The organism is Acinetobacter endophylla, from assembly GCF_053543775.1.
This window is the reverse complement of the sequence record NZ_JBLVOM010000284.1, coordinates 994-2022: the sequence shown is the minus strand read 5'-3', so window position 1 is coordinate 2022 and position 1029 is coordinate 994. Positions and strand designations below refer to the sequence as shown.

Annotated in this window: 3 pseudogenes; 1 reads left to right on the top strand and 2 read right to left on the bottom strand. The window is 36.9% G+C overall.

From position 1 onward, the window contains the following. Together ACNPNW_RS16150 and ACNPNW_RS16145 are read right to left on the bottom strand one after the other, a co-directional pair. A pseudogene (locus tag ACNPNW_RS16150) lies at nt 1–160 on the bottom strand (biotin synthase BioB); the annotation flags it as partial. Between the two features lie 148 nt (nt 161–308). Continuing rightward, a pseudogene (locus tag ACNPNW_RS16145) lies at nt 309–917 on the bottom strand (IS982 family transposase); the annotation flags it as partial. On the opposite strand from ACNPNW_RS16145, the pseudogene ACNPNW_RS16140 reads away from it, so the two are divergent. Continuing rightward, nucleotides 906–1029 (top strand): annotated as a pseudogene (locus ACNPNW_RS16140) (hypothetical protein); the annotation flags it as partial. The pseudogenes ACNPNW_RS16145 and ACNPNW_RS16140 sit on opposite strands and share 12 nt — an antisense overlap.

The following is a 1029-nucleotide window of genomic DNA, read 5'->3' as shown; positions in this document are numbered from 1 at the left end:
CCGGACAACGGCCCGTTTTAATTGAAAGCAGAGTACTGACCTGAACAGTATTCGGTTCAAAGTTTTGGCGATGAATTTGCTGTGCCTGAAACAGTAAATCCATTAAAGGCAAGTCATAAATTTCTTGTATTTCGGCACGTGACCAATCATTACGGATCATCTTGTCTGCATCATCTAAAATTCCATTGAGTAAATCATACGCTGTTTTTTTTATTTTTCTTTAGCGTTTTCTTTCATATTCATTGCCTGCTTAAAATAGCTTTAGTGTGTCAAGCTATTTTTGAAAGCTTATTTAACCCGAATCCTGCTTAAGCCGATGAGTCCTTAATTTGAATTGTTGGCTTATTTCGATGGGTTAATTGATATCCACATAGTGAGGCGTAAATTCCACGCAGAAATCCATGAAGTCTACGTGCTTTACTCGTCACTAAATTGTATTGCCCCTTCAATAAGCCGAATAATATTTCTATTTTATTGCGTTGTCTTAAGTGATATTTATCTGATGCACAGAGTTGAATAGCCTGCATATTCTTCCGATGATAAGTAATTAAATCAATACCTTGATCTTTCAATCTAATTTTTAATTCTTGGCTGATGTAACCTCGATCCCCGTAAAGTTTTGCTTCTATACCAGCAACCAATTGCTCAACCATTTTTATATTAGCAACATGTCCATTCGATAAAGCAGAACAGGCAATTTCACCAAATTGATTCATCGCAATACGTAATTTACAGCCATAAAACCAGCCCATTGAGCTTCTACCATGTGATGCAATTTGGATTAATGATTTATGACGCTAAATACGTTGATTTTTACAAATTGGCAGAGTTGTTGAATCAATCCATAAATATTGTGTACCTTGGCCTTTCATCAGTGCCACATGTAAAGCATGTAGAGCTAATTCATGCATACCCAATTGGCTCAAGCCAATGTGAAAGCCCAGCAAGCGGCAAAAAAACCGAATGTTTTTGCTTTTGGCGAATATAGTCTGGATCAAAATGAAAACTGGATTGTCGGAGTTGCCGCAC